Source organism: Microbacterium gawkjiense (genome assembly GCF_031932225.1).
In the GTDB taxonomy this organism is placed as follows: domain Bacteria; phylum Actinomycetota; class Actinomycetes; order Actinomycetales; family Microbacteriaceae; genus Microbacterium; species Microbacterium gawkjiense.
Map to the genome: position 1 here is coordinate 1,069,588 of NZ_JAUZVV010000002.1, position 18,463 is coordinate 1,088,050.

Here is an 18,463-nt window from a genome sequence, read left to right on the forward strand (position 1 = left end):
GCACTCGAGCGACTCCCGGAGGTCTGGACGATGCGATCCCGCCTGACGTCCGTCGTGGCGGTGTCGCTCGCGGTCCTCATCGGCGTCGCCGTCGCCGCACCGGCCGCCGCGACCGAGCCGGTCACCCTCGACGAGACCCGAGTGCTCGACGCATCCGACGTCCTCACGGACGCGCAGGAAGCCCGCCTCGACACCCGTCTCGCGCAGCTGCAGGACGACACCGGCCTCGGCCTGTGGGTCGTCTACGTCGACGACTTCACCGATCCGTCGAGCGCCGAGGACTGGGCGAACGCGACCGCCGAACGCAACAACCTCGGTCCGAACCAGTACCTCCTCGCGGTCGCGACCGAGGGGCGCGCGTACTACCTCTCCGCCGACTCGAGCGGCCCGATCTCCCCGGACGCCGTCGCACGCATCGAGCAGGAACGCGTGCTCCCCGCCCTGAGCAACGACGACTGGGCGGGCGCCGGCACCGCCGCGGCCGACGGGCTCCAGGAGGCCCGGTCCGGGGGCGGTGGCGGCGGGCTCGTCTGGGTCGTGGTCATCGTCGTGGCTGCGCTGGCGGCCCTCGTCGTGTGGGCGCTCGTGCGGCGTCGGCGTCGGCGCCGCGGGGCGGGCGCGGCATCCGGCAAGGCACAGGTCCCGCTGGAGGAGCTCGAGCGACAGGCCGGCGCCGCCCTGGTCCGCACCGACGACGCCATCTCGACGAGCACGCAGGAGCTCGGCTTCGCGAAGGCGGAGTTCGGGGATGCCGCGACGGGCGAGTTCGAGCAGGCGATCGCCGAGGCGCGCGCCTCGCTGCAGCAGGCGTTCGCCCTGCAGCAGAAGATGGATGACGAGACGCCCGACTCCCCCGAGCAGCGCCGCGCCTGGTACGCGGAGATCCTCGAGCGCTCCCGCGCCGCCGAAGCGGCCCTGGTCGAGAAGGCGGGCGCGTTCGAAGCCCTGCGGGACCTCGCCGCGAACGCCCCCGAGGCGCTCGCCCGCGTGCAGCAGCGCCGCGCCGAGGTCGGCGCGCGGGCCGCGGAATCGGACGCCCGCCTGACGCAGCTCCGCGCCGCCTACCGCGCAGAGGCGCTGAGCGCCGTCGCCGACAACCCCGAGCAGGCGCGCGATCGGCTGACCTTCGCCGACGCACGGCTCGCCGAGGCGCAGCGCGAGGTCGCGGCGGGCGACGGCGCTGCGGCGGCCGTCGGCATCCGCGCGGCCGAGCAAGCCGTCGCACAGGCGACCCAGCTGCAGGACGCGATCACGAAGCTCGCCGCCGACTTCGAGGCCGCGGAACGCGACGGCGCCGCCCTCGTCACCGAGCTCGAAGCGGATCTCGCGGCCGCGGCGGCGACACCCGATCCCGACGCCCGCCTCGCCCCCGTCATCGCCGCCACCCGGCAGAACCTCGACGCGGCGCGCGAGGATCTCACCGGCGCTCACCGCGACCCGCTCGCGGCCCTCACCCTGCTCGAGCGCGCGAACACCGCGATCGACGGCGCGCTCGGCCAGGTCCGCGAGGCGCAGCAGCGCGCCGACCGCGCTCGCAGCGTGCTCTCGCAGACCCTGCTGCAGGCGAGGGCGCAGATCTCCGCCGCGGAGGACTTCATCACCGCCCGTCGCGGCGCCGTGGGAGCGACCGCGCGCACCCGGCTCGCCGAGGCCGGAGCCACGCTGGTGCAGGCCACGCAGGCGCAGGACGGCGACCCGGAACGGGCGCTCGCCCTGGCGCAGCGCGCCGCGAGCCTGGCGGAGGAGGCGACACGGCGCGCGCAGAGCGACGTGGGGTCGTTCGCCGGCGGCGGAAACGCTGGCGGCGGAGGCGACTTCGGCGGCATGCTGGGCGGCATCATCATGGGATCCCTCCTCAGCGGCGGCGGGTCCCGTCGCTCCTCCGGCGGGTTCGGCGGGTTCGGCGGCGGCTCCTCCCGGCGCAGCGGCGGTCGCAGCGGCGGATCCATCGGACGCTCCAGCGGCGGCTCCCGATCCCGCAGAGGAGGCGGTCGCTTCTGATCTTCCGACGCCGCAGGGCCACGACCTCCCCACCGACCTCGACCTCACGACCTCCCGCTAGGAAAGGAAACACGATGGCAAAGCAGTCCATCTTCGGCCGCATCTCGACTCTGGTGAAGGCGAACATCAACGCCCTCCTCGACTCCGCCGAGGACCCGCAGAAGATGCTCGACCAGCTCGTCCGCGACTACACGAACAACATCGCCGACGCCGAGACGGCCATCGCCGAGACCATCGGCAACCTGCGTCTGCTCGAGCGCGACCACGATGAGGACGTCAAGGCCGCCGCCGAGTGGGGCAACAAGGCCATCGCCGCCAGCCGCAAGGCCGACGAGCTGCGCGCCGCCGGGAACACGACGGATGCCGACAAGTTCGACAACCTCGCCAAGATCGCCCTGCAGCGCCAGATCAGCGAGGAGAACGAGGCCCGCGCCATCGCCCCCTCGATCGCCGCGCAGACCGAGGTCGTCGAGAAGCTCAAGGACGGCCTCAACGGCATGAAGCAGAAGCTCGACCAGCTGCGCTCGAAGCGCTCCGAGCTGCTGGCGCGCGCCAAGACCGCCGAGGCGCAGAACAAGGTGCACGACGCCGTCAAGTCGATCGACGTGCTCGACCCGACGAGCGAGCTCGGCCGCTTCGAGGACAAGGTCCGTCGCCAGGAGGCCCTCGCCGCCGGCAAGGCCGAGATCGCGGCGTCGTCGATCGACGCGCAGTTCAATCAGCTCGAGGACATCGGCGAGCTGACCGAGGTCGAGGCGCGCCTGGCCGCGCTCAAGACCGGCGGCAACGCCGGCGCGATCGAGCAGTAAACCCATCCGCACGGACGGCGTCGGGCCCTCGGGTCCGGCGCCGTCCTGCTCCCCGGAGGTGTCCATGACCCGTTTCGTCGTCGCCCCGCAGTGGCAGGGCTCGCCGTCCGCCCGCGCGATGCGTCTCATCGACGGCGCCGAGGCGATCGCCGACGACCTCCCCCGGTCCGCGCTCACGCGGATCGAGGTCCCCACCGAAGCAGGTGAGGCGCTCGGCACCGGCATCCGTCGGTTCAGCACCCTCACCCGCGTGCGCGATGCGATCGCCGAAGCGCTCGACGGCGCCGACGAGCCCGCCGTCGTCGTGGGCGGCGACTGCGCCGTCGCGGTGCCCGGGATCGCGGCGGCGGCCGCGCGGCATCCTTCCCTCGCCGTCGTCTGGTTCGACGCGCACGGCGACCTCCACACCCCGGCGTCCTCGCCCTCGGGCGCCCTCGCCGGCATGGCCCTGCGCGCCGCGATCGCGCCGGGCCCGTTCACGGACGCGCCCCCCGCCGTTGCCGCGCGCACCGTCCTCGTCGGGGCGCGCGCGCTGGACGACGGCGAGGCCGACGTGCTCGACTCCTCGCCGGTCACGATGCTCGCCGCCGACGCCCTCGCGGACCCCGCGGCCCTCGCGGACGCCGTCGCCGCGACCGGCGCCGACGCGGTGTACGTCCACATCGACCTCGACGTCCTCGACCCGGCCACGATCACGGGCGTGCTCGAGCCGGTCCCGTTCGGCGCCCAGCCCGCCCAGGTCGTCGCCGCGATCGGACGACTGCGAGAGCGGATGCCGCTGGTCGGCGCCTCCGTCGCGGGTTTCGCCCCCGCGAGCCGGGACGCCGCGGTCGAGGACCTCGGCACGATCCTCCGCCTGCTGGGAGCCTTCGCGTGACTCCGCTCCCTCCACCCGGATGGGAGCAGCGCGCGGAGCGTGCCCTCGACCGCGGGCGACGGTGGGACCGGTGGATCCCCGGCATCCTGCTCGACTCCCCCCTCAGCCGCCTCGGGTACCTGGCCGGCACCGCCTTCGGGTTCGTGTGGGGGTCGCTCTGGTCGACGGGGCGGGTCGAACGCCGCGGCGGACTCTGGGTGTTCCGCGGCATGCCCGAGGTGACGTTCGGACGCGGTGGCGTCTGCGTCGGCGGTTGCTTCCTCACGGGCACGGGCCCCATCGACGACCGGTTGCTCGCCCATGAAGCGGTGCACCGGGAGCAGTGGCGGCGCTACGGCATGCTCATGCCGCTGCTGTACCTGTTCGCCGGCCGCGACCCCCTCACCAACCGGTTCGAGATCGAGGCGGGCCTGGAGGACGGGCGGTACGTGCCGCGCCGCTGAGGGGCGTCACGCGATGAGGATGCGGCGGAGCTCGGCGATCTCGTCGTCGCGCAGTCCGTACGACCGCAGGTAGTCGACCGGACCGCCGTAGCGCAGCCGCAGGTCCTCGAAGACGGCGCGCATCGCCTCTGCCGGCGAGCGCGTCGCGAGGTCCTCGAGGTGCCGCGCGTGCGGGTAGCGGGCGCGGAGGAAGCGCAGGACGGCGTCGTTGCGGGCCACCGGCAGCAGGTGCTCGGTGCGCGCGTAGTCGGCGACGACGGCGTCCTCGTCGACCCCCGCGGCGGCGAGGACGAGGGCGACCGACAGCCCGGTGCGGTCCTTGCCGACCGTGCAGTGGACGAGCACCGGGTGCGCCGCCAGCACGGCGCGCACCACCTCGACCAGCCGCGACGCGGAACCGTCGACGAGCGCCCGGTACAGGTCGTCGAGCGAGAGGTCGTCGTCGAAGAACGAGGCGGCCGACCCGGCGAACATCGGCAGGCACACGGTCTCGACGCCGAGACCGTCGATGCGGGACGGTTCGTCGCGTCGCTCCTGCTCGTCGCGGAGGTCGACGATGCGACGGATGCCGAATGCCGCGAGCCGCTCGCGGCCCTCCGAGGTCAGCCGCGCCAGGTGCCCCGATCGGAACAGGACGCCGTCCCTCGTGCGGCCGCCGTCCGCGGGCAGCCCGCCGACGTCGCGGACGTTGAAGACGCCGGGGACGTCGTGGACCGTCACGGTGTCGGCGGCGCCGGGCGCTCGGGCACGGGGTAGCGCCCCGCGATCGCGATGCGGTTGAAGGCGTTGATCGAGACGAGCAGCCAGCTGAGCGCGACGTACTCCTCCTCGGAAAGGATGCCGCCGACCCGGTCGTAGACGTCGTCGGGGACGCCCTCCTCGTGGATGAAGACGTAGGCTTCCGTGAGCTCGAGCGCCGCGCGCTCCCGCTCGGTGAAGACGCCCGATTCGCGCCAGACGGCGATCTGCGCGACGACGTCCATCGTGAGCCCCGCCTTGGCGGCACGATCGGCGTGCACGCGCACGCAGTAGGCGCATCCGTTCAGCTGCGAGGAATGGATGAGGGCGATCTCCCGCAGGCGGGCGTCGATCCCCGCCTCGGCGGCGAGGTCGCCGACGGTCTTGGCGAACGCCTCGAGGGCGTCGTAGGCCGGCCGGCTCGCGCGGGCCAGGTGCACGCGGTGGGGATCGCTCATGCCGTCCACCGTAGCCGCGTCCCCGCCACCGGGGATCGGCGACAATGAGGAACGTGAACGACGACGCGTTCGACGAGTTCTCCTACCTCCCCGCGCAGGGCGACGCCCTCGGGGTCCCCGTCCCGCCGGTGCGCCGGCTGACGCACAGCCTGCCGGACGGACGGACGGTGAGCGCCCTGCGGTTCGGCGACCCGGGCCTCGCGCCCGAGGTCACGTTCCTCCACGGCGCCGGGCTCAACGCCCACACGTGGGACACGACGGTCCTCGCCGCCGGTCTCCCGGCGCTCGTGCTGGACCTGCCGGGGCACGGCGACTCGTCGTGGCGCAGCGACGCGCAGTACACCGGTGACACCCTCGCCGCCGACATCGCGCCCGCCGTCACCGCCTGGACCGACGGCCGCCCGCAGACCCTCGTCGGGCACTCGCTCGGCGGGCTCACCGCCGCGGCCCTCGCGGCGCGGCATCCCGACCTCGTCGCGGCCCTCGTCCTCGTCGACATCTCCCCCGGCATCGACCCGAACGGCGCCGCCGCCTCGATCCGCGCCTTCTTCGCCGGTCCCACCGACTGGGCGAGCCGCGACGAGCTCGTCGACCGCGCACTCTCGTTCGGCCTCGGCGGGTCGCGCGAGGCGGCCACGCGAGGGGTGTCGCTGAACTCCCGCATCCGCCCCGACGGCCGCGTCGAGTGGAAGCACCACTACGCGCACCTCGCGAACCGGCTCGCGGCGGACCCGGGGGCCGCCGCAGCGGTCGACGCCGCGCAGCGGGCGGATGCCGGTGTCCTCTCCGCCGCGGGATGGGACCACCTCGCCGCGGTCACCGCCCCCGTCACCCTCGTCACCGGCACGCGGGGCTTCCTCACCGAGGCGGACCGGCGCGAGTTCCGGGAGCGGATGCCGGCCGCACGCCACGTCGAGCTGGAATCGGGGCACAACGTGCAGGAGGAGCGCCCCGTCGAGCTCGCCGCGGCCGTCCGCGCGGCACATGACGGCCGGTGACCGAACTGCGCGCGCGGGACTCTAGGCTGTAACGCGCACCCGAGCACTCCGATGGCGCGGCCGCAGTGACGACCCCCATCGTGCCGAAAGGATCCCCCACGCACATGCTTCGCCGCACCGCCCTGGCCGCCGCCGCGCTCGTCGCTGCCGGCGCCCTGCTCCTGTCCGGCTGCACCGGCTCCCAGCCCGGTCCGTCCGCCTCGGCAGGCACCCCCGACCCCGACGCATCCGTCAACGTGCGTCTCGTGCTCGAGCCGGGCAACCTCGACATCCGCGAGACGGCCGGTTCGGCCCTCGACCAGATCCTCGTCGACAACGTCTACCAGGGCCTCGTCGCCCGCACCCCCGACCAGGAGATCGTCCCGGCGCTCGCGAGCGACTACGAGGTCTCCGACGACAAGCTGACCTACACCTTCACGGTGCGCGAGGGCGTCACCTTCCACGACGGTCAGCCGCTGACCCCCCAGGACGTCGTGTGGTCGCTGACGCAGGTGCGCGACACCCCGACCTTCCGCGACTCCGCGCGGCTCGCGAACGTCGCGGACATCGCCGCCGACGGGCAGACCGTGACGCTCACGCTGAAGGCGCCCGACTCGACGCTCCTGTGGAGCCTCACCGGTCGCGCCGGGCTCGTCCTGAAGGAGGGCGACACGATCGACCGCAAGACCGCGGCGAACGGCACCGGCCCCTTCCGTCTCACCGAATGGCGCGAGGGCGACAGCATCGTCTTCGAGCGCTTCGCCGACTACTGGGGCACCCCGGCCGCCGCGGCCGAGGTCGTCTTCTCCTATGTGGGCGACAACCAGGCCGCCCTCAGCGGCGCGCTGGCCGGCGAGTTCGACGTGCTCACCGGGTTCGACGCGAACCTGAAGGACCAGATCGAGGCGAACGGCGACTTCTCGCTCGAGATCGGCGAGTCCACGGACAAGGGCACGCTCGCGTTCAACCAGACCTCGGGTCCGCTCGCCGACGACCGCGTGCGCCAGGCGATCCGCCAGGCGATCGACAACGCGTCGATCGTCGAGGCGCTCGGCGCCGGCACGACGATGTACGGCCCGATCCCGTCGCTCGACCCGGGCTACGAGGACCTCGCCGACGTCGCCCCGTTCGACCCGGAGGCCGCGCGCGCCCTGCTCGCCGAGGCGGGCGCCGAGGACCTCACCCTCACGCTCACGATCCCCTCGGCGTACGGCACCACGGTCCCGCAGATCCTCGTCTCCAACCTGCGCGACGTGGGGATCACCCTCCAGGTGAACCCCGTCGAGTTCCCGGCGTGGATCAATGACGTGTACGTCAACAAGGACTACGAGCTGAGCTTCGTGCTGCACACCGAGGCGCGCGACTTCGAGAACTGGGCGAACCCCGACTACTACTTCACCTACGACAACCCCGAGGTACAGGCGCTGTACGCGCAGTCGGTCGCCGCGACGGACGACGCCGAGGCCGCCGACCTGCTCGCGCAGGCCGCGCGCATCGTGTCCGAGGACGACGCCGCCGATTGGCTCTACAACGGTGCGTCCGTCGTCGCGGTCGGCTCGAACGTGAGCGGGATGCCGACGGTCAACGTCAACGAGCGACTGAACGTCGCAGAACTGGCCAAGAGCGAGGGGTGATCCGTTACGCGCTGACGCGACTGGCCCTGCTGGTGCTGGGCCTGTTCGTCGCCAGTGCGCTGATCTTCACGACCCTGCGCATCCTCCCCGGTGACGTCGCGCAACTGATCGCGGGCGTCAACTCCACCCCCGAGCAGATCGCGGGGATCCGCGAGCGCCTGGGACTCGACCGGCCCCTGCCCGTGCAATACAGCGACTGGATCGCCGGCATCCTCACGGGCGACCTGGGACGTTCGCAACTGACCGGCACACCGGTGGCCTCGGAGCTGCTGCAGAAGGCGGAGGTCACGGTGCCCCTCGGCATCCTCTCCTTCGTGATCGCCCTGCTCGTCGCCGTCCCGTTCGGCGTGCACGCCGCGGTCCGGCGCCGCCGACCGGACGGCGTCCTCGTCTCGGTCGGCGCGCAGGCCCTCGCCGCCGTCCCGGTCGTCTGGGCGGGGATGATGCTCGTCGTCGTCTTCGCCGTGTCGCTCGGCTGGCTGCCCGCCCAGGGCTTCCCGCGGGCCGGGTGGTCCGACCCCGGCGCGGCCGTCCGCGCCCTGCTCCTGCCGGCCCTCACGATCGGCGTCGTCGAGGGCGCGGTCCTGCTCCGGTTCGTGCGCTCGGCGACCCTGCAGGCGATGGGGCAGGACTTCGTGCGGACGGCGGCCGCGAAGGGACTCACCCGCACGCAGGCGCTCCTGCGGCACGGCCTGCCGAGCGTCGGCCTGTCGGTCGTCACTGTGCTGGGCGTCCAGGTCGCCGGCATCATGGTCGGCGCCGTCGTGATCGAGCAGCTCTTCAGCCTCCCCGGCATCGGCCGCATGCTCGTGGAGGATACCGGCAACCGGGACCTCGTGAAGGTGCAGGGCGAGCTGCTCGTCCTCACGGGCCTCGTCCTCGTCATCGGTTTCGCGGTCGACCTCGTGCACCGCCTCCTCGACCCGCGTCAGCGAGAGGCCGAGTGATGCGGCGGTTCCCGTGGGCGCAGCGGCTCTGGGGGTCGGGCACGGGACGGTTCGGCGTCGTCGTCGTGCTGGTGATCCTCGTCGTCGCCGCCGTCTCGCTGGTCTGGACGCCGTTCGATCCGCAGCGCGTCGACATCGCGAACCGGTGGTCCGGACCGGATGCCGCGCACCTGCTCGGCACCGACGGTTCGGGCCGCGACATCCTCAGCCTGCTGATGGCCGGCGCGCGCACGACGGTCCTCGTCGCCGTCGGCGCCGGGGTCATCGCGACCGTCATCGGACTCCTGCTCGCGGCTCTCGGGGCGCTCACCCCGCGGCCCGTCCGCGAGGCCGTCACGGTGCTCGTCGACGTCCTCATCGCCTTCCCCGTGCTGCTCATCGCGATGATGATCTCGGCGGTGTGGGGCGGCTCCCTTCTCGTGGTCGTCGTCTCGGTCGGCATCGGGTTCGGGGTCAACATCGCCCGGGTGACCCGACCCGAGCTCCGCCGGGTGCTGCACAGCGACTTCGTGCTCGCCGGACGCGCCTCGGGCTTGACCCCCTGGCAGAACCTGTGGCGCCACCTGCTGCCCAACGTCGCGCCGGTCTTCATCGTGCAGCTGTCCTGGGGCATGGCCGTCGCCGTCCTCGCCGAGGCGGGACTGTCCTACCTCGGGTTCGGCGCCCCCGTGACGGAGCCGTCGTGGGGGCTGCTGCTGGCCGACCTGCAGCGGTTCATCAGTGTCCACCCCCTCTCGGTGGTGTGGCCGGGGCTCGCGATCACCCTGACGGTGCTCGGTTTCAACATCCTCGGCGACGCCCTGCGCGACGCCACCGACCCCACGCTGTCGCGCCGTGTCGGCCCGGTCGGCGCGGAACCCCCCGCGGCGGTGACGGCATGACGCTCTCGGTGGCAGGACTCACGATCGACGTCGGCGGTCGCCGCGTCGTCGACGGCATCGACCTCGAGGTGGGCGACGGCGACCGCGTCGGCCTCATCGGGGAGTCGGGGTCGGGCAAGTCCCTCACGGCGCTCGCGATCCTCGGGCTCCTCCCCGACGGCGCGGAGGTCGGCGGCAGCATCCGCTGGGACGGGCGGGAGCTCATCGGGATGCGGGACCGCGACCTCGCGCAGCTGCGCGGGGACGAGATCGGCATGGTGTTCCAGGAGCCGCAGACGGCGCTCAACCCGATCCGCACGGTGGGGCGACAGATCGCCGAGTCGATCCGCATCCACCATCGGGGCGTCGCCCGCGCCGACGCGTGGGCGCGGGTGGTCGAGGAGGCGCGCCGGGTGCGCCTGCCCGACCCGGAGTCGATCATCCGCCGCTACCCCCACCAGCTCTCGGGCGGGCAGCGTCAGCGCGTCGCGATCGCCATGGCCCTCGCCTGCCGGCCGCGTCTGCTCATCGCCGACGAGCCCACGACGGCGCTCGACGTGACGATCCAGGCCGAGATCCTCGACCTGCTGCACCAGCTCGTCGACGAGGACGGGATGTCGCTCGTGTTCATCACGCACGACCTCGCGGTGCTCTCGCAGATCGCGACGGACGCCGTCGTCCTCGACACCGGACGCGTCGTCGAGCGGGGACCGCTGCGCACGCTGCTGCACTCCCCCGCCTCCCCCGTCACGCAGGCCCTGCTGCGGGACGCGACGGCGACCCTGTGGCGACCGAGGGGGGACGCATGAGCGAACTGATCCGTGCGCGCGGACTCACGCGGCGGTACCGGATGCCGCGGGCCGGCGCCTTCGCACCGAAACGGTGGACGACGGCGCTCGACGACGTGGACGTCGACGTCCGCGCCCACAGCGCCCTCGGCATCATCGGCGAGTCCGGCTCGGGCAAGTCCACGCTCGTGCGGCTGCTGCTCGGCCTCGACACGGCGACCGCCGGCACCGTCGAGTTCGACGGGCGTCCCGTCGACGGGAGCGCACCCGCTCGCTCCCTGCACTGGCTGCGGCGGCGGACCGGCATCGTCTTCCAGGACCCGTACGGGTCGCTCGACCCGCGGATGAGCGTCGGACGCATCGTCGGCGAGCCGCTGTCGGCGCTCGAGATCCCGGGCGACCACCGCGCGCGCGTGCGGGAGGTGCTGGACGACGTCGGCCTGCCCGCCGACGCCGCGGAGCGGTTCCCCCACGAGTTCTCGGGCGGTCAGCGGCAGCGTATCGCCCTCGCCCGCGCCCTCGTGCACCGGCCCGACGTCCTCGTCGGCGACGAGCCGCTGTCGGCGCTCGACGTGACCGTCCGGGCGCAGATCCTCGACCTCATCCGGGGCCTGCGGCAGCGGGACGGCCTGACCCTGGTGATGGTCTCGCACGACATCGGGGTGGTGCAGAACCTCTGCGACGACGTCGTCGTCATGACCGAGGGCCGTGTCGTCGAGGAGGGCCCGACCGAGAAGGTCCTGCTCGATCCGCAGGTCGCCTACACCCGTCGCCTGCTCGCGTCGATCCCCGTCATCGACCCGCGCGAGCGCTGACCGACGGCCCGGGTGTCGGCACCGGGCACTAGCGTGGCGGCATGCACGCCATCGTCCCGCCGTACCTGCTCGCCCGTCTCGCGGCCGCTCCGGCCGAACGATTCCCGCACGCCGTCGCCGCCGCACGCGCGACCCTTGCCGTCCCGCGGGCGTACGCGCCGATGCGCGCGCACCTCGACCTGTCGGTCGACGGCGACGCCCTCGTCGTCTCGGCGGCGCCCGACCCCGACCGGCTGATCTCCGACGCGCAGAACCGCGAGGAGCTGCCGGGCACCCCCGCCCGCGCCGAGGGCGCCGCCCCCACCGGCGACGCGGCGGTCGACGAGGCGTACGACGGGCTCGGCGCGACCTTCACCTTCCTCTGGGACGCCTTCGAGCGGGTCGGTCTCGACGGCCGCAGCGGCGCTCTCGCCGCCACCGTGCACTACGGCCGGGCGTACGACAACGCGTTCTGGGACGGCGAGCGCATGGTGTTCGGCGACGGCGACGGCGAGGTGTTCGCCGGGTTCACCCGTTCGCTCAGCGTCATCGCGCACGAGCTGGGGCATGGCGTCATCGAGAGCGCCGGCGGCCTCGACTACTCGGGGCAGTCCGGCGCGCTCAACGAATCGATCGCCGACGTCTTCGGCGCGCTCACCGACCAGCATCACCGCGGCCAGACGGCGGATGCCGCGACCTGGCTCGTCGGCGCCGAGATCTTCACCGACGCCGTCACCGGATCGGCGCTGCGCTCGCTCGCCGCCCCGGGCACCGCCTACGACGACGACGTGCTCGGCAAGGACCCGCAGCCCTCCCACATGCGCGATTTCGTCGAGACCTCGGGCGACAACGGCGGCGTGCACATCAACTCCGGCATCCCGAACAAGGCCTTCCACCTCGTCGCCACGGCGCTCGGCGGCTACGCCTGGGAGCGCGCGGGACGTATCTGGTACCTCACTTTCACCGCGGGTTCCCTCAGCCCCACCGCCACCTTCGCGCAGTTCGCGACGGCGACCGCGGACACGGCGGCGCGGGAGTACGGTGAGGACTCGGAGGAGGCCGTCGCCGTCCGCACCGCGTGGGCGAGCGTCGGAGTCGTGGAGGATGCCCGCACCCGCTGACCCGATGACGATCGTCGTGGTGCGCACCGGCGGCTTCGCGGGGCTGCGCCGGGCGTGGCGCGTCGAGGTCGCTCCCGAGGAGGCGGACGGGTGGATGCCGCTCATCGATGCGTGCCCGTGGGAGGAGCCACCGGCATCCGCTCCCGGCGCCGACCGGTTCTCGTGGGAGGTCGCCGTGGCCGGAGGCTCGTGCGACCGCCGTGCGTCGCTCGGCGACGGCGACGCCGCCGGGCCCTGGCGCGACCTGATCGACCGGGTGCAGGCCGACGGCGCGACGGTGCCGGCTCCCTGACTCAGCGTGCGCGGATGCGCGAGAGGATCGATTCCTTCTTCTTCGGGTTCAGGTGCTTCTGCAGGTAGATCGTGCCGAGCGATCGCCCGAACTTGTACCCGACGCGGCCCATCCGGCCCACCTCGACGAAACCGAGCCGCTCGTGCAGGGCGAGCGAGCCCTCGGCACCCTTGTCGCTGATGACGGCGACCATCTCGCGGATGCCCTTCTCCTCGCACGCGGCAACGAGGGCCTGCAGGAGCGCCGTGCCGAGTCCCTTGCCGGTGGCAGCCTGACCCAGGTAGATCGAGTTCTCGACCGTGTAGCGGAAGCCGCTCTTGCCCGTCCAGGGCGAGACGAGGCCGTAGCCGAGGATCTGCCCGGTCGGCGAGACGGCGACGAGGAACGGCAGCCCGAGCTTCGTCAGGTGGTCGAACTTCTCCACCCACTGCGCGTGCGTCCAGCGCTTCTCGTCGAAGGTCACGACCGAGTTGGTGACGTAGTAGTTGTAGATCTCACGGACGTCCGGCATGTCGGTGCGCACGGCGGGACGCAGCTCGAAGGAGAACTCGCGCTCGGGCTCGGGCCGACGGCGGAGGTGACGGGGCAGGCGACGACGATCGCGCTCGTACTCGTCCTCCAGCATGCCGCCAGCATACGGCTCACCGGCGGCCCGTCCCGTCAGTCGGGCAGCCGCCAGTCGACGGGGGCCGCCCCCTGCGCCTCGAGCAGCGCGTTCACCCGGGAGAACGGCCGCGACCCGAAGAAGCCGCGCCGCGCCGAGAGGGGGGACGGATGCGCCGACTCGACGCGCGGGGTGTCGCCCAGCATGGGGATGAGGCCCGCGGCATCCTTCCCCCATAGCACCGCGACGAGCGGACCGGTCCGGTCGACGAGGGTGCGGATCGCGTGCTCGGTGACGCGTTCCCACCCCCAGCCGCGGTGGGAGCCCGCCTCGCCGGGCGCGACGGTGAGGACGCGGTTGAGGAGCAGGACGCCCTGCTCGGTCCACGCCGACAGGTCGCCGTGCGACGCCGGCGGGATGCCGAGATCGGCCGAGAGCTCGGCGTAGATGTTGGCGAGGCTGCGCGGCAGCGGGCGCACGTGGCGCTCGACGGCGAACGAGAGGCCGATCGGATGCCCCGGGGTGGGGTACGGGTCCTGACCGACGATGAGCACCCGCACCCGCGACAGCGGCTGCGCGAAGGCGCGCAGGACGTGGCGTCCCTCGGGCAGGTAGCCGCGCTCGTCGGCGCGCAGGCGGTCGCCGAGGGCCGCGATGTCGGATGCCACGGGCCCGAGCGCCTGCACCCATTCCGGGTCGAGCAGACCGTCGGCGGCCAGGTCGTCGAGCGAGCGGGCGGTCATGCGCCGACGGGGAGCCCCTGGTCCTCCTGGACCACGGTTCCGCGGAACGACCAGGGGAAGTCGATCCAGAGGTCGGTCTGGCGCCACGAGTAATCGGGCATCGCGATCGACCCGGGCTTCGTGTAGATGCACACCGAGCGGACGTCGGCGCCGGCCTCCCGCAGCATCTTCACGGCGAGCGCGAGGGTGCGGCCGCTGTCGGCGACGTCGTCGACGAGGAGCACGCGCTTGCCGGGGAGGGCGCCGAGGTCGAGGTCGGGCGGCAGGAGCGCGGGGGCGTCGAGCACCGTGCCGATGCCGGTGTAGAACTCGACGTTCAACGCACCGCAGCTCTTCACCCCCAAGCCGTACGCGATCGCTCCGGCGGGCAGCAGTCCCCCGCGGGCGATGGCGACGACGATGTCGGGAGCGAACCCGTCGGCGATGATGGATCGCGCGAGGTCGCGGGTCGCCCCGCCGAAATCGTCCCAGGTCAACGTCTCGCGTTCGGCGGCCACCGGCATCCCTTCGTCCATGAGGTCCCAGACTACGACCTGCGGGGCGGGCGCCTTCGCGGTCGCGGGCTCCTCCGGCGCTAGGCTCGCGCTCGTGACCGGCTCCGCGCGCTCCTCGGCCCTGCATTCCCCCGCGCTGCGTTCCTCGGCCGCGGGGATCACCGCCGGGCTCATCGGGTGGTTCATCCTCGTCGAGATCGTCAGCGGCATCCTGCAGGGGTTCTACGTGCCCCTGTTCAGCGACATCGTGATCCAGCTCGGGATCCGCGACGCCGACGTCAACTGGTTCGAGGCGGGGCAGCTGCTGCTCAGCGCCCTCGTCGTGCCGATCCTCGCGAAGCTCGGCGACATGTTCGGCCACAAGCGCATCCTGCTCGTCGCGGCGATCCTCACCGCGCTCGCCTCGTGGGGTCTCGTTTTCGCCGACTCGTTCTGGACGTTCCTGCTATTCTGGTCGCTGCAGGGCTTCTACGTCGTGTGGCTTCCTCTCGAGATCGCGCTGATCTTCGAACGCGGGCGGCAGCAGAACCGCGGCGTCTCGATGACCCGGCGCGCCGCCGGCCTGCTGGTCGTGGGGCTCGAGGCCGGCGCCATCATGGGCGCCCTGGCGGCGGGTCGCATCTACGCGGCGACGGGCGACCTCGGCCTCACCCTCATGGTGCCCGCCGTCGCGGTCTCGCTCATCGCGGTCGTCATCTGGGTCTTCGTGCCCGAGTCGACGCCGAGCGGCGAGCGCCGCCTCGACACGTGGGGCGTCGTCCTGCTCGCGTGGGGTCTGCTGCTGGTCACCGGCGCACTGGCGTGGATGCGGCTCATCGGTGAGCTCGCACTCGGCCCGGTCGCGTGGGCGGGGGTCGTGGGGCTGTTCGTGGTCGGCGTCGGCGTGCTCGTCTGGTTCGTCCGTCACGAGCGGGGCCATGCCTCGCCGGTGATCGACGTGCGTGTCCTCGCCCGCCCCGACATGTGGCCGGTGCAGGCGACCGCTTTCCTCATCGGCATCAGCCTGCTCGGTGCGCAGGGCCCGCTGTCCACATACGCCGGGACGGACTCCTCGCTCGGCTACGGACTCGGATTGGATGCGACCGAGCGCTCGTACGTGATCGGGCTGTACCTCGTGTCGCTGATCGTCGGCGCGGTGCTGTTCGCCGTCACCTCGCGACGGGTCAGCCCGCGGCTCGCGCTCATCGCCGCCGCCGCCCTGGTGGGCATCGGGTACGCGCTCTTCCTGCCGTTCCACCTCGAGGTGTGGCAGGTGCTGCTGAACCTGTCGATCGCGGGCATCGGCTGCGGCGCGCTCGTGGGCGCCCTGCCCGCCGCCGCGGCGGCGGCCGCCCCGCTCGGCAAGACCGGTGAGGCCTCCGGCCTGACCAACACGACGAAGACGATCGGCGGCGCGTTCTCGTCCGCCGTGTTCGGCGTGGTCCTCGCTGCCGGCGCCGGCAGCGTCGTCGGTCAGACGGCGAGCTCGCTCGGCGGCTACCTCACGGTGTGGGCGATCTGCGCGGCCGGCGGATTCCTCGCCGCCGTGCTGCTGGTGTTCGTGCCGAAGGTGGCGTTCGCCGACGCCCCGCCCGCGGGCTGAGCGCGGTCAGTCCTTATCGCTGCGGGGGCGGAGGCGCCCCCGCGCCAGCAGATGCTGCGCCGACTGGGCGACCGGTCGCATCGTGACGAGGTCGAGGTTCACGTGTCCCGGCGCCTCGAGCGCGTACCCGATGACGTCGGCGACGTCGGCCGCCGTCAGCGGCTCGTCGACGCCGTCGTAGACCTTCTCGGCCGCGGCCCGGTCGCCGCCGAGGCGGTTGAGTGAGAACTCCTCGGTCTGCACCATCCCGGGGGCGATCTCGACGACGCGGATCGGCTCGCCGTTCAGCTCGAGCCGCAGCGCGTGCACCAGCATCGACTCGCCCGCCTTCGCCGCGTTGTACCCCGCACCGCCCGGGTAGGCGGTCTGGGCCGCGGTCGAGGTGACGTAGACCGTGTCGGCGTGACCGTCGGCCTCGGCGGCGCGCCGCAGGAGCGGCAGGAGAGCTGCCGTCAGCAGCTGCGCCGACAGGACGTTGGCCTCGAACATCCAGCGCCAGTCGGCGGCGTCGCCGTCCTCGACGCGCTGCGTCCCGCGGGCGCCGCCCGCGACGTGGACGAGCGCGTGCACCGGACCGGTGTCGGCGAGGTGCGCGGCGAGCGCCGCGACGTCCGCCTCGCTCGTGAGGTCGGCGGCGTACGAGCGCGACCCGATCTCGGCGTCGAGGGCCTCCAGGCGCGCCGCGCGCCGGGCCACTCCGACGACGTCCCAGCCCCTCGCGCGGAGGTCGCGCACGACCGCCTCACCGATCCCCGAGCTCGCGCCGGTCACCACTGCACGTCGATTCGCCATGGGGTCCACGCTAGCCACTCGCGACCCGCCGGCGGCACGCCGTCACGTTACGCCGCGTGTCCGTTCCGTTGTCCTCGCCGGATGCGGCTCGTAACGTCGGTGTCGAGCCCGCGGCATCCCGTCCGCAGGCCGTCACCCCACCGTCCACTCACGCAGGGAGCCCGTCATGTCCGCACCCGAGAACTGGCGCTTCGAGACCAAGCAGATCCACACCGGCGCCGCTCCGGACCCGGTCACCAAGGCCCGCGCCACACCCATCTACCAGACGACCTCGTATGTCTTCGACAACGCCGACCACGCCGCGAACCTGTTCGCCCTGGCGGAGTTCGGCAACATCTACACCCGCATCCAGAACCCGACGCAGGACGTCCTCGAGCAGCGTCTCGCGGGCCTCGAGGGCGGCACCGGTGCCCTCCTCGTCGCCTCGGGCCAGGCGGCCGAGACCTTCGCCGTCCTCAACATCGCGCAGGCCGGCGACCACATCGTCTCGTCGAGCTCGATCTACGGCGGCACGTACAACCTCTTCAAGTACACGCTCGCCAAGCTCGGCATCGAGACGACGTTCGTCGAGAACCAAGACGACGTCGAGGAGTGGCATCGCGCCGTCCGCCCGAACACGAAGCTGTTCTTCGCCGAGACGATCGGCAACCCGCAGATCAACGTGCTCGACATCCGCACCGTCGCCGACGTCGCCCACGAGGCGGGCGTCCCGCTCATCGTCGACAACACGATCGCGACGCCCTACCTCATCCGTCCGTTCGAGCACGGCGCCGACATCGTCGTGCACTCGGTCACGAAGTTCCTCGGCGGCCACGGCACCACGATCGGCGGCGCCATCGTCGACGGCGGCTCGTTCCCGTGGTCCCAGCACTCCGACCGCTTCCCCGGTCTCACGACCCCCGACGAGTCCTACCACGGCGCGGTCTACACCGACGCGGTGGGCGACGGTCTGGCCTACATCATCAAGGCCCGGGTGCAGCTGCTGCGCGACCTCGGCTCGGCCATCTCGCCGCAGAGCGCGTGGAACCTCATCCAGGGTGTCGAGACGCTGTCGCTGCGCATCGAGCGCCACGTGCAGAACGCGCAGGAGATCGCGGAGTGGCTCGAGAACCACCCCGACGTCGCCTCGGTGAACTACTCGGGTCTGCCCACCTCGCCCTGGTACGCCGCGGCGAACCGCTACGCCCCCAAGGGCGTCGGCGCGGTGCTGTCGTTCGAGCTGAAGGGCGGCGTCGCCGCAGGTCGCGAGTTCGTCAACGCGCTCACCCTGTTCAGCCACCTGGCGAACATCGGCGACGTGCGCTCGCTCGTCATCCACCCGGCATCCACGACGCACTCGCAGCTGACCCCGGAGCAGCAGCTCACCTCGGGCGTCACGCCGGGCCTCGTCCGCCTGTCGGTCGGCCTCGAGAACATCGACGACCTGAAGGCCGACCTCGACCAGGCCCTCGCCGCCGCGCGCCGCCTCTCGGAGGCCGCCCGCGCCTGACCTCCCCTCCTCAGGAGACC

20 protein-coding genes are annotated in these 18,463 nt (G+C 72.8%); 14 read left to right on the forward strand and 6 right to left on the reverse strand.

Annotation, left to right across the window (positions count from 1 at the left end):
* Positions 1 to 30 precede the first annotated feature (30 nt).
* The 4 genes from Q9S71_RS13415 (at position 31) to Q9S71_RS13430 (ending at position 4,130) form a co-directional block, all read left to right on the forward strand.
* Positions 31 to 2,001, forward strand: a complete 1,971-nt coding sequence (locus tag Q9S71_RS13415) for a TPM domain-containing protein (RefSeq protein ID WP_311862844.1) — start codon at positions 31 to 33, stop codon at positions 1,999 to 2,001.
* A gap of 74 nt (positions 2,002 to 2,075) precedes the next feature.
* Positions 2,076 to 2,810, forward strand: a complete 735-nt coding sequence (locus Q9S71_RS13420; protein WP_217531150.1) for a PspA/IM30 family protein — start codon at positions 2,076 to 2,078, stop codon at positions 2,808 to 2,810.
* A gap of 64 nt (positions 2,811 to 2,874) precedes the next feature.
* The gene (locus Q9S71_RS13425; protein WP_311862845.1) at positions 2,875 to 3,687 is read left to right on the forward strand and encodes an arginase family protein; all 813 of its coding nucleotides are present in this window, start codon (positions 2,875 to 2,877) and stop codon (positions 3,685 to 3,687) included.
* Entirely contained in the window at positions 3,684 to 4,130 is a 447-nt protein-coding gene (locus Q9S71_RS13430; protein ID WP_311862846.1) for a Fe-S oxidoreductase, read from the forward strand. Before Q9S71_RS13425 ends, Q9S71_RS13430 begins: the two co-directional genes overlap by 4 nt.
* A gap of 6 nt (positions 4,131 to 4,136) precedes the next feature.
* On the opposite strand, the gene Q9S71_RS13435 is transcribed toward Q9S71_RS13430, so the two are convergent.
* The gene (locus Q9S71_RS13435; protein WP_311862847.1) at positions 4,137 to 4,850 is read right to left on the reverse strand and encodes a tyrosine-protein phosphatase; all 714 of its coding nucleotides are present in this window, start codon (positions 4,848 to 4,850) and stop codon (positions 4,137 to 4,139) included.
* Complete coding sequence (locus Q9S71_RS13440) at positions 4,847 to 5,326, reverse strand: carboxymuconolactone decarboxylase family protein (protein ID WP_311862849.1); 480 nt, start codon at positions 5,324 to 5,326, stop codon at positions 4,847 to 4,849. Before Q9S71_RS13440 ends, Q9S71_RS13435 begins: the two co-directional genes overlap by 4 nt.
* 44 nt (positions 5,327 to 5,370) lie before the next feature.
* On the opposite strand from Q9S71_RS13440, the gene Q9S71_RS13445 reads away from it, so the two are divergent.
* The 8 genes from Q9S71_RS13445 (at position 5,371) to Q9S71_RS13480 (ending at position 12,739) form a co-directional block, all read left to right on the forward strand.
* Positions 5,371 to 6,324, forward strand: a complete 954-nt coding sequence (locus tag Q9S71_RS13445) for an alpha/beta fold hydrolase (RefSeq protein ID WP_311862851.1) — start codon at positions 5,371 to 5,373, stop codon at positions 6,322 to 6,324.
* 104 nt (positions 6,325 to 6,428) lie between these two features.
* A complete protein-coding gene (locus tag Q9S71_RS13450) occupies positions 6,429 to 7,937 on the forward strand; it encodes an ABC transporter substrate-binding protein (protein WP_311862853.1) in 1,509 nt (502 codons plus the stop codon).
* On the forward strand, positions 7,934 to 8,884 hold the full coding sequence (locus tag Q9S71_RS13455; RefSeq protein WP_311862855.1) for an ABC transporter permease: 951 nt from the start codon (positions 7,934 to 7,936) through the stop codon (positions 8,882 to 8,884). Before Q9S71_RS13450 ends, Q9S71_RS13455 begins: the two co-directional genes overlap by 4 nt.
* Positions 8,884 to 9,765, forward strand: coding sequence for an ABC transporter permease (locus tag Q9S71_RS13460; protein WP_311862856.1), 882 nt, complete (start codon positions 8,884 to 8,886; stop codon positions 9,763 to 9,765). Before Q9S71_RS13455 ends, Q9S71_RS13460 begins: the two co-directional genes overlap by 1 nt.
* Entirely contained in the window at positions 9,762 to 10,553 is a 792-nt protein-coding gene (locus Q9S71_RS13465; RefSeq protein WP_311862859.1) for an ABC transporter ATP-binding protein, read from the forward strand. Before Q9S71_RS13460 ends, Q9S71_RS13465 begins: the two co-directional genes overlap by 4 nt.
* Positions 10,550 to 11,347, forward strand: a complete 798-nt coding sequence (locus Q9S71_RS13470) for an ABC transporter ATP-binding protein (protein WP_311862861.1) — start codon at positions 10,550 to 10,552, stop codon at positions 11,345 to 11,347. Before Q9S71_RS13465 ends, Q9S71_RS13470 begins: the two co-directional genes overlap by 4 nt.
* 41 nt (positions 11,348 to 11,388) lie before the next feature.
* Positions 11,389 to 12,447: a M4 family metallopeptidase gene (locus tag Q9S71_RS13475; RefSeq protein WP_311862863.1), complete on the forward strand. Its 1,059-nt coding sequence runs from the start codon at positions 11,389 to 11,391 to the stop codon at positions 12,445 to 12,447.
* On the forward strand, positions 12,431 to 12,739 hold the full coding sequence (locus Q9S71_RS13480) for a protealysin inhibitor emfourin (protein WP_311862864.1): 309 nt from the start codon (positions 12,431 to 12,433) through the stop codon (positions 12,737 to 12,739). Before Q9S71_RS13475 ends, Q9S71_RS13480 begins: the two co-directional genes overlap by 17 nt.
* A 1-nt stretch (position 12,740) precedes the next feature.
* Here Q9S71_RS13480 and Q9S71_RS13485 read toward each other — a convergent pair whose 3' ends face one another.
* The 3 genes from Q9S71_RS13485 to Q9S71_RS13495 are packed head-to-tail and all read right to left on the reverse strand — an operon-like array spanning position 12,741 to position 14,601.
* On the reverse strand, positions 12,741 to 13,364 hold the full coding sequence (locus Q9S71_RS13485; protein ID WP_311862865.1) for a GNAT family N-acetyltransferase: 624 nt from the start codon (positions 13,362 to 13,364) through the stop codon (positions 12,741 to 12,743).
* A 35-nt stretch (positions 13,365 to 13,399) separates the two neighbouring features.
* Positions 13,400 to 14,086 carry a uracil-DNA glycosylase gene (locus Q9S71_RS13490; protein WP_311862866.1) on the reverse strand — a complete coding sequence of 229 codons (687 nt, stop codon included), beginning with the start codon at positions 14,084 to 14,086 and terminating at the stop codon, positions 13,400 to 13,402.
* A complete protein-coding gene (locus Q9S71_RS13495; protein WP_311862867.1) occupies positions 14,083 to 14,601 on the reverse strand; it encodes a phosphoribosyltransferase in 519 nt (172 codons plus the stop codon). The genes Q9S71_RS13490 and Q9S71_RS13495 overlap by 4 nt, the downstream gene beginning before the upstream one ends.
* Positions 14,602 to 14,716: 115 nt before the next feature.
* Here Q9S71_RS13495 and Q9S71_RS13500 point away from each other — a divergent pair, with 115 nt between their 5' ends.
* On the forward strand, positions 14,717 to 16,162 hold the full coding sequence (locus Q9S71_RS13500; RefSeq protein ID WP_217531232.1) for an MFS transporter: 1,446 nt from the start codon (positions 14,717 to 14,719) through the stop codon (positions 16,160 to 16,162).
* 6 nt (positions 16,163 to 16,168) lie between these two features.
* Here Q9S71_RS13500 and Q9S71_RS13505 read toward each other — a convergent pair whose 3' ends face one another.
* The gene (locus tag Q9S71_RS13505) at positions 16,169 to 16,954 is read right to left on the reverse strand and encodes an SDR family oxidoreductase (protein WP_217531135.1); all 786 of its coding nucleotides are present in this window, start codon (positions 16,952 to 16,954) and stop codon (positions 16,169 to 16,171) included.
* Positions 16,955 to 17,120: 166 nt separating this feature from the next.
* On the opposite strand from Q9S71_RS13505, the gene Q9S71_RS13510 reads away from it, so the two are divergent.
* Positions 17,121 to 18,443 (forward strand): bifunctional o-acetylhomoserine/o-acetylserine sulfhydrylase, encoded by a 1,323-nt coding sequence (locus Q9S71_RS13510; protein ID WP_311862868.1) that lies wholly within the window; start codon positions 17,121 to 17,123, stop codon positions 18,441 to 18,443.
* Positions 18,444 to 18,463 lie beyond the last annotated feature (20 nt).

Bases quoted from the DNA above. Each gene is read 5' to 3' on its own strand.
- Q9S71_RS13415 (WP_311862844.1), top strand. From the start codon at position 31: ATGCGATCCCGCCTGACGTCCGTCGTGGCGGTGTCGCTCGCGGTCCTC.
- Q9S71_RS13420 (WP_217531150.1), top strand. From the start codon at position 2,076: ATGGCAAAGCAGTCCATCTTCGGCCGCATCTCGACTCTGGTGAAGGCG.
- Q9S71_RS13425 (WP_311862845.1), top strand. From the start codon at position 2,875: ATGACCCGTTTCGTCGTCGCCCCGCAGTGGCAGGGCTCGCCGTCCGCC.
- Q9S71_RS13440 (WP_311862849.1), bottom strand. From the start codon at position 5,326: ATGAGCGATCCCCACCGCGTGCACCTGGCCCGCGCGAGCCGGCCGGCC.
- Q9S71_RS13445 (WP_311862851.1), top strand. From the start codon at position 5,371: ATGAGGAACGTGAACGACGACGCGTTCGACGAGTTCTCCTACCTCCCC.
- Q9S71_RS13450 (WP_311862853.1), top strand. From the start codon at position 6,429: ATGCTTCGCCGCACCGCCCTGGCCGCCGCCGCGCTCGTCGCTGCCGGC.
- Q9S71_RS13460 (WP_311862856.1), top strand. From the start codon at position 8,884: ATGCGGCGGTTCCCGTGGGCGCAGCGGCTCTGGGGGTCGGGCACGGGA.
- Q9S71_RS13465 (WP_311862859.1), top strand. From the start codon at position 9,762: ATGACGCTCTCGGTGGCAGGACTCACGATCGACGTCGGCGGTCGCCGC.
- Q9S71_RS13470 (WP_311862861.1), top strand. From the start codon at position 10,550: ATGAGCGAACTGATCCGTGCGCGCGGACTCACGCGGCGGTACCGGATG.
- Q9S71_RS13475 (WP_311862863.1), top strand. From the start codon at position 11,389: ATGCACGCCATCGTCCCGCCGTACCTGCTCGCCCGTCTCGCGGCCGCT.
- Q9S71_RS13480 (WP_311862864.1), top strand. From the start codon at position 12,431: ATGCCCGCACCCGCTGACCCGATGACGATCGTCGTGGTGCGCACCGGC.
- Q9S71_RS13485 (WP_311862865.1), bottom strand. From the start codon at position 13,364: ATGCTGGAGGACGAGTACGAGCGCGATCGTCGTCGCCTGCCCCGTCAC.
- Q9S71_RS13490 (WP_311862866.1), bottom strand. From the start codon at position 14,086: ATGACCGCCCGCTCGCTCGACGACCTGGCCGCCGACGGTCTGCTCGAC.
- Q9S71_RS13495 (WP_311862867.1), bottom strand. From the start codon at position 14,601: ATGGACGAAGGGATGCCGGTGGCCGCCGAACGCGAGACGTTGACCTGG.
- Q9S71_RS13505 (WP_217531135.1), bottom strand. From the start codon at position 16,954: ATGGCGAATCGACGTGCAGTGGTGACCGGCGCGAGCTCGGGGATCGGT.
- Q9S71_RS13510 (WP_311862868.1), top strand. From the start codon at position 17,121: ATGTCCGCACCCGAGAACTGGCGCTTCGAGACCAAGCAGATCCACACC.